General features: G+C 43.4%; 6 protein-coding genes. 2 read left to right on the top strand and 4 right to left on the bottom strand.

The genetic code is table 11. The features are described from left to right. Positions 1–17: 17 nt before the first annotated feature. Positions 18–2,693, bottom strand: coding sequence for a pyruvate, phosphate dikinase (gene ppdK, locus BP896_RS08395; RefSeq protein WP_291767491.1), 2,676 nt, complete (start codon positions 2,691–2,693; stop codon positions 18–20). Between the two features lie 204 nt (positions 2,694–2,897). Further along, the gene (locus tag BP896_RS08400; RefSeq protein ID WP_291767492.1) at positions 2,898–3,740 is read right to left on the bottom strand and encodes a serine protein kinase RIO; all 843 of its coding nucleotides are present in this window, start codon (positions 3,738–3,740) and stop codon (positions 2,898–2,900) included. 86 nt (positions 3,741–3,826) lie between these two features. Here BP896_RS08400 and BP896_RS08405 point away from each other — a divergent pair, with 86 nt between their 5' ends. Continuing rightward, positions 3,827–4,882, top strand: a complete 1,056-nt coding sequence (locus BP896_RS08405; RefSeq protein WP_291767493.1) for an NAD(P)/FAD-dependent oxidoreductase — start codon at positions 3,827–3,829, stop codon at positions 4,880–4,882. Here BP896_RS08405 and BP896_RS08410 read toward each other — a convergent pair. Beyond that, on the bottom strand, positions 4,869–5,234 hold the full coding sequence (locus BP896_RS08410; RefSeq protein ID WP_291767504.1) for a hypothetical protein: 366 nt from the start codon (positions 5,232–5,234) through the stop codon (positions 4,869–4,871). The genes BP896_RS08405 and BP896_RS08410 overlap by 14 nt on opposite strands. Before the next feature lie 152 nt (positions 5,235–5,386). On the opposite strand from BP896_RS08410, the gene BP896_RS08415 reads away from it, so the two are divergent. After that, positions 5,387–5,665 (top strand): hypothetical protein, encoded by a 279-nt coding sequence (locus BP896_RS08415; RefSeq protein ID WP_291767495.1) that lies wholly within the window; start codon positions 5,387–5,389, stop codon positions 5,663–5,665. Between the two features lie 67 nt (positions 5,666–5,732). On the opposite strand, the gene BP896_RS08420 is transcribed toward BP896_RS08415, so the two are convergent. After that, positions 5,733–6,674 (bottom strand): aldo/keto reductase, encoded by a 942-nt coding sequence (locus BP896_RS08420; protein WP_291767496.1) that lies wholly within the window; start codon positions 6,672–6,674, stop codon positions 5,733–5,735. Positions 6,675–6,755: the final 81 nt, after the last annotated feature.

The following is a 6,755-nucleotide window of genomic DNA, read 5'->3' on the forward strand; positions in this document are numbered from 1 at the left end:
AAGGTATTTTAAGCCTATTAGTACTCAGCAACCTTAGGCGCCCTATTAAGTATCTTAAGTGACTCCTGGGCAGCCACAAGCCTAGCCACTGGAACCCTGTACGGTGATGCACTGAAGTAGTCCAATCCCCTACCCACAGTCTCAGCTAGTATCTTTATTGATTCAGCGTCACCACCATGCTCACCACATATGCCTATCTCTATGTTAGGCTTAACGCTTCTAGCCAAGTCAATGGCTATCTTCATTAACTTAGCTACACCATCACGGTCAATGGTGACGAATGGGTCGTAGGGCAGTATGCCTAGGTTAAGGTACTGGCTCATGAACTTGTTCTCCACATCATCCCTACTGAAGCTGAAGACTGCTTGGGTTAGGTCATTGGTGCCGAAGCTCATGAAGTCGACAACCTTAGCTATCTTATCGGCAGTTAAACTAGCCCTAACGGTCTCCATCATTGTACCTATCTTAAAGTCTATGCGTTCACCGTAATTCTTAAACACATCTTCGGCAACAGGCTTGACGACATTGTTTATCACGTACTCAAGCTCCTTATACTCCGATACCTGCGGTATCATTATCTGGACTTGAACATTCTTACCCCTCCTCTTTAATTCAAGGGCAGCCTCAAGAATAGCCTTAACCTGCGCCATGTATATGTCTGGGAATGTTATACCTAACCTAACACCTCTATGGCCCATCATTGGGTTAGCCTCCATTAAAGCTCTAACCCTAGCCAGTAAAGCCTCCTTCTCAGGATCAGGCCTACCCAATGCCTTAGCTCTAGTAACCTCAGCCACTAATTCTTCAACATTAGGTAAGAACTCATGTAATGGTGGATCAAAGAGCCTCACGGTCACTGGGTAACCCTCCATTATCTCGAAGATTTCCTCAAAGTCCCTCCTCATTAATTCAGCCAATTTATTTAAGGCATCCTTCCTTTCATTGGCGTTAGTGGACAGTATTACGCTTCTAAATAATTCAAGCCTACCTGGAGCCCTGAACATTCTCTCAGTCCTAAGTAAGCCTATACCCTTAGCCCCAAACCTCCTGGCTATTGTAGCATCCTCGGGTGTATCGGCATTAGCCTTGACGCCGAAGACTGAGACTGAGTCAGCCATGTCAAGTAGCTCATAGAATTCAGGCGGTAGCTTTGGTTCAATGGTTGGGACTTGGCCAATGTACACGTTACCAGTGAATCCATCTATAGTAACCCAGTCCCCCTCCTTAATCACCACGTCACCAGCCCTAGCAGTCCTAGTGGAGTAATCTATCTTAAGGCCCTCAGCACCCACCACTGCAGGCCTACCTATTGCCCTAGCCACAACAGCTGCATGGCTTGTTGCACCACCCCTACTAGTCAATATACCCACTGAGGCGTAGAATCCGTGAACATCATCAGGCTTAGTCTCCTCCCTAACCAGTATAACCCTCTTACCTGCCTTAGCCCACTCAACCGCTGAATCCGGATCAAAGACTGCTTGGCCACTGACTGCCCCAGGTGATGCCGCAATACCCTTGGCAACCGGCTTAGGCGCCTTGGCTTCATCAATCCTTGGGTAAAGGACCTGTAGTATGTGCTGCGGCTTAATGGTCATCACAGCCTCCTCCTTAGTCATCCAACCGGACTTAACCATGTCAACGGCAACCTTAATCATGGCCAGCGGATTCATCTTAGCATTCCTAGTCTGTAGGAACCAGAGCTTACCCTTCTCAATGGTGAATTCAACATCCTGCACAGCCTTCTTATACCTCTCAATTCTCTTAACACCCTCGTAAAGCTGCTGGTAAACCTCAGGCATCTCCTTCTTAAGCTCTGAAATGGGCTTAGGGGTCCTAATACCAGCAACAACATCCTCACCTTGAGCATACGGTAAGTACTCACCGTAGAGCTCATCCTCACCTGTGGCTGGGTTCCTTGAGAACACCACACCAGTCGCCGACCTCCAGTCAGCATTACCAAACACCATAGTTACTACTGATGCGGCTGTGCAGTCAGCTATGTCTGGTGTTATCTTATTGGCCTCCCTGTAGAACTTAGCCCTAGGCGAGTTCCAGGACTTAAACACAGCATCTATTGATAACCTTAACTGCTCCCATGGATCATCAATAACCTTACCCACCCTCCTTATGTACACCTGCTTATATAAGTCAACAAGCTCCTTAAGGCCCTGTAGTGGTATTTCAGGGTCCTCCTTAACACCATACTTCTTCTTAATCTCATCAAGCGGCTTATTAAACTCCTCCTCAGGAATGCCTAGGACTATTCTACCGAACATTGCCAGGAACCTCCTATAGGCGTCGTAGGCGGCGTGTTCACTGCCTATGAACTTTATGAAGCCTTGAAGGGTCTTATCATTGAGGCCCACATTAAGTACAGTGTCCATCATACCTGGCATTGATACTGCAGCACCTGACCTAACGCTAACCAGTAATGGCGTGTCATCGCCCCCGAATTTCCTACCAGTCTTAGCCTCAAGGTACCTTACACCTTCAATAACCTCATCCATTAATCCCTCAGGTAGCTTCTCCCCATTCTTATAATACTCCTTGCAGGCCATGGTTGTTATTGTGAAGCCTGGTGGTACAGGTAGGCCCAGCCTAGTCATTAATACGAGGCTTGTTGCCTTACCGCCAAGGAGCTTAACATCATCAGGGTTTGCCTCCTCAAATGTTAATACGTACCTCCTAGCCATTACGCCTCACTTAACTTAATCCTTTTAAACATTACTCTTTTAAAGAGAAGCATATTTTTGAAAGTTGTACTTATTATCAATAACTATAATATATTTATCATGATATTACGGATTTACTTAAACTTACTTCATATTGTATTTTCTAAAGTGAAATACTAAGTAGGTTAATGTTTACCTCTAGATTTAAGTTAACTTTATTTTCATTTAATTTATGTTTAAGTAACTTAATAGGTCCTTATTATCAACAATAACCTTACCATCATTAATAATGTAATTCCTCCTACTTCTTTCAACTAATGCCTTAACAATCTTACCTTCATCAAACACGGACGCGCCTAGTTTACTGAAGAACCTATTAATATTCTTAACATCCCTATATAATAGGTCTATGAAGTTTGGGTGAGATGAATCCACTGCTGAACCCCAATCAATTATGTATAGTTTATTATTCCAATTCAATATATTATACTCACTTAAGTCAGCGTGAATAAGCTTACCAATAATGAAGGCCTTCTCCACATTAAGTACTACATCAATATAAGCTGCCTGAACATCATCTGGGGGTACATCCTTCAGTAATGGTGCTGGTACACCTTCTTCACCAATGAATTCCATAACCAGTATATTATTGTAGAAGGCTATTGGCTTAGGCACAAGCACCCCAGCCTCATAGGCCCTCTTCATGTTCCTAAACTCCTTCCTACACCACATGCTGGCTAACTTAAATGGATTACTGGGTTTACCTCCGAACCTCCTATCACCCATTATGTAGGGGTTCCTGTTAACGAACCTATTGGCCAAAGTGTAGTAGACCTTAAGAGCCAAGTCCTCACCATCATAATCCTTACCCCATATTACCTTAGCCTCCTTACCCTGGGCAATGGGTCCATAAACCTCCAGTATAATCCTCCTATTCATTATTTCATAGAGTGCCCTCAAGGTGTATTCATTAAATACATCGTCAACAAGCTTAAGTTGATCAATATCCTTTATCCTAAACCTCCTCTTCTCAATCCTATCCCTCTCAATCTTAGACTCATCAGGCACAGCTTCTAAGTGTTAATTTCATGTTAATAAGCATTCTCTATGCTGCATGATTAAAGCTTATTAGGGTTAAGTCCAGGAACCACTCAATGAAGGTAGTAATAGTGGGTGGTGGTATAGCTGCGTTATTCACGGCTCACTTCCTGAGGTCCATGGGCTCTGAGGTAGTGGTTATTGGTGAGGAGCCTAAGTATCCACTGGCTTCACTTGTCTTAACTCAATCAATGCCCTACATTGATGATATTCTACTGGCTAGGGAAAGCCTTAACGTGTATAGGATGTTCACTGAACCTAAGCCAGTAACCTCAATAGACATTATGCCTAAGTGGATTAACCTAAACCCCCTTAAGGCTGCTGGGGTTGAGTACAGGATTATTGAGGATGCAGATTGGATTAGGCTCAGTAAGGATGAATTCATAGTGATGACCACGGACTACATGATACCGGTTAGGCGCATAGTGGGTGAATTAAGGAGGAGGATTAATGTGATTAACGCTAAGGCATCCTTAAAGTTAATTAACGGGTCATTAACGGTGGTGGCTAATGGTGAAAGATACCTAGGGGACTCAATAGTACTGGCTGCTGGACCTGGGAATACTGAATTAGCTATGCAGGTGGGCGTTAAACTACCTTTAAAGAATTATCAATGCTATGCCTCAGTTATGACTGGCCCAGTTAAGGTAATGAATCTAAGTATTGGTGATGATGTATTAGGCTGGTACAGTAGGCCATTCATACCAGGCCTATTCATAGCTGGTGATGGGTGCGGTAAACCCAATGAGCGTGCGCCTCTGAATTATGGTTGGCGCATAGCCAGGTTAATCTCCAGTAGGTTCGGTTGGGCTATACCAATATTCACTAAGTCGGGTACATGTGAGGCTTCACCAAGTGGTGGCCCAGTTTACGGTGTGGTTAAGGATAATTTATACGTAATAGGTGGTTTAGATGGCTATGGTTCAATGATTGGCCCGGCTTTGGCTAAGAGGTTGGCTGAATTATTAATTAAAGGTAATGCACCCATGGATGATTACAGGGTTGAAAGGTACATGAATCATGAGGATTGGGATGCGTGCAGTGTTGAGAGGCATAATTGGTTAATAGCAGTTCAAGGTAAGGAGGGTAATGAGTCAGTTAAATCACCTTAAGTATGGATAATATGAACATGATGAATAATACGGCATCTGTAGTTAAGCAGTAAAGGCAGTAGGCGTTCTTCCGGGCCTGTAGGTAAATACCATACATGCCAATCACTAGGCCTATTAATGATAACGCAGTGACGTATAGGTATAGGTGGTTAATTATCAAAAAGGCCATTAAGGCTAAGGTAACCATAGCCCCAACCGCCATAGCTAGCCTAATCCACTTGGGGACGAGGAAACTAAATAATTCACAGTTAAAGACACCAGGTAGGCATGCGTTAATTCTCCTTGAATTCTCATAAGTGTAGTAGGCCATTAATACTGAGCCTGCCGCCGGTAATAATGCTAGGTAGTCCATCACTCCTCTTAATATTTGCTGGATAAATAAAGTAATTATCGGTGTTTAAAATACACACCCACTAATGCACCCGCATTCTCATTAGTTCCTGGGCCCAATTTTAATTAATTGGTTAGTATGTTTTTTAAGCGTGATTTAGGTGACTAACCACTATGGGGTTAAGTAGGCGGGGTGCGTTAACGGGTAAGAAGTATATGGTGATTATATTTAAGGTTAGTGACGATGTTGAGGCTAATCAATACAATAAGGAGTTCATTAGGAACCTACTTAGTGAAAGCGTATCATGGTGGCATAGCTACCTAGGCGTTAATGATAACTTATCCCTAGATAAATGGAGCATTTACCTAATGGAGTGGGCTGATGAGGTCATGATTGCTAGGATACTTAACGCACTGGGTAAGGGTAAGGATTATGTTGAAGGTAAGATATGATCCTCATCAATAGCCACACCTCAATTCACCCACTGGATTATTAAGGAATAGGTGGCGTGGGGTATTTTTAAGTTACCTTAACGATAACATCATCGTACAATTCCTCAAGCTGCCTCACTAGGCTTAAGTTAAGGTAGGAGCCGTCCACAGCCTCAACGTACTCCTCAAGCTCATTAACTGAGGTTACAGTAACCATTACCGTGGAGACTGGGTATGATAAAACATACTTCAAGGCTAATTGACTCAGCTTTACCCCTAATTGGTCGCTAATAGGCTTAACATAATAATCAACAATAGCCTTAGCCCTAATTAACCACTCACGATTCCTCAAGTTCCTATGATCTCCAGGCTTAAAGTTAAGCGTGAAGCTGCTGGTTAATAGATTTGATGCATGTGGTACTCTTGTTATTAACCCAACCTTACCATCACCTAACCTTATCAGTGTCCTAGCGGGCTCCTGTTCAAGAATATTGAAAACAAACATTATTGACTCATACCCAGATTCAATAGCTGCTAAACCCTCATTAAGCACATTCACCTCAGGCCCAAGGGCAACACCAATATGCTCAACATAACCCTCCTTAACCAACTCCAGTAGGGTCTCATGAATATTACTGCTCCTTATAACATCAAGGGGTGGGTTATGTAATTGAAGCAGGTTCACACTCCTCCCTAGCCTCCTAATTGATTGTAGTGCAGCATACCTAATGTAATCAGGTGTGAATAATTGAGTATGCTTGCTTCCCTTACCCTCATAAATATTGTAACCTACCTTAGTGAATACGTACGCGTCATAACCCATTAACTCCTCTCCAAGAATCCTCTCGCTTAACCCATTACCATACACATCAGCGGTATCGAATACGTTAATCCCCAGGTCAAGAGCCCTCCTAATAATGGCCTTGGCTTCATCAATGGTAACTTCACCATACATGCCGCCAATGAACCACGCCCCTAACCCAATCTCAGATACCCTTAACCCAGTTCCCCCAAGCACCCTATACCTCACGCTCTCCTTACCGAATACACCCAGTTATTTACCCTAGTCGGTTAATAAGCTGAACTCACTGGGGTGGTAAGGTTTTTAAGG

It is taken from the genome of Caldivirga sp. UBA161, assembly GCF_002506515.1.
In the GTDB taxonomy this organism is placed as follows: Archaea; Thermoproteota; Thermoprotei; order Thermoproteales; family Thermocladiaceae; genus Caldivirga.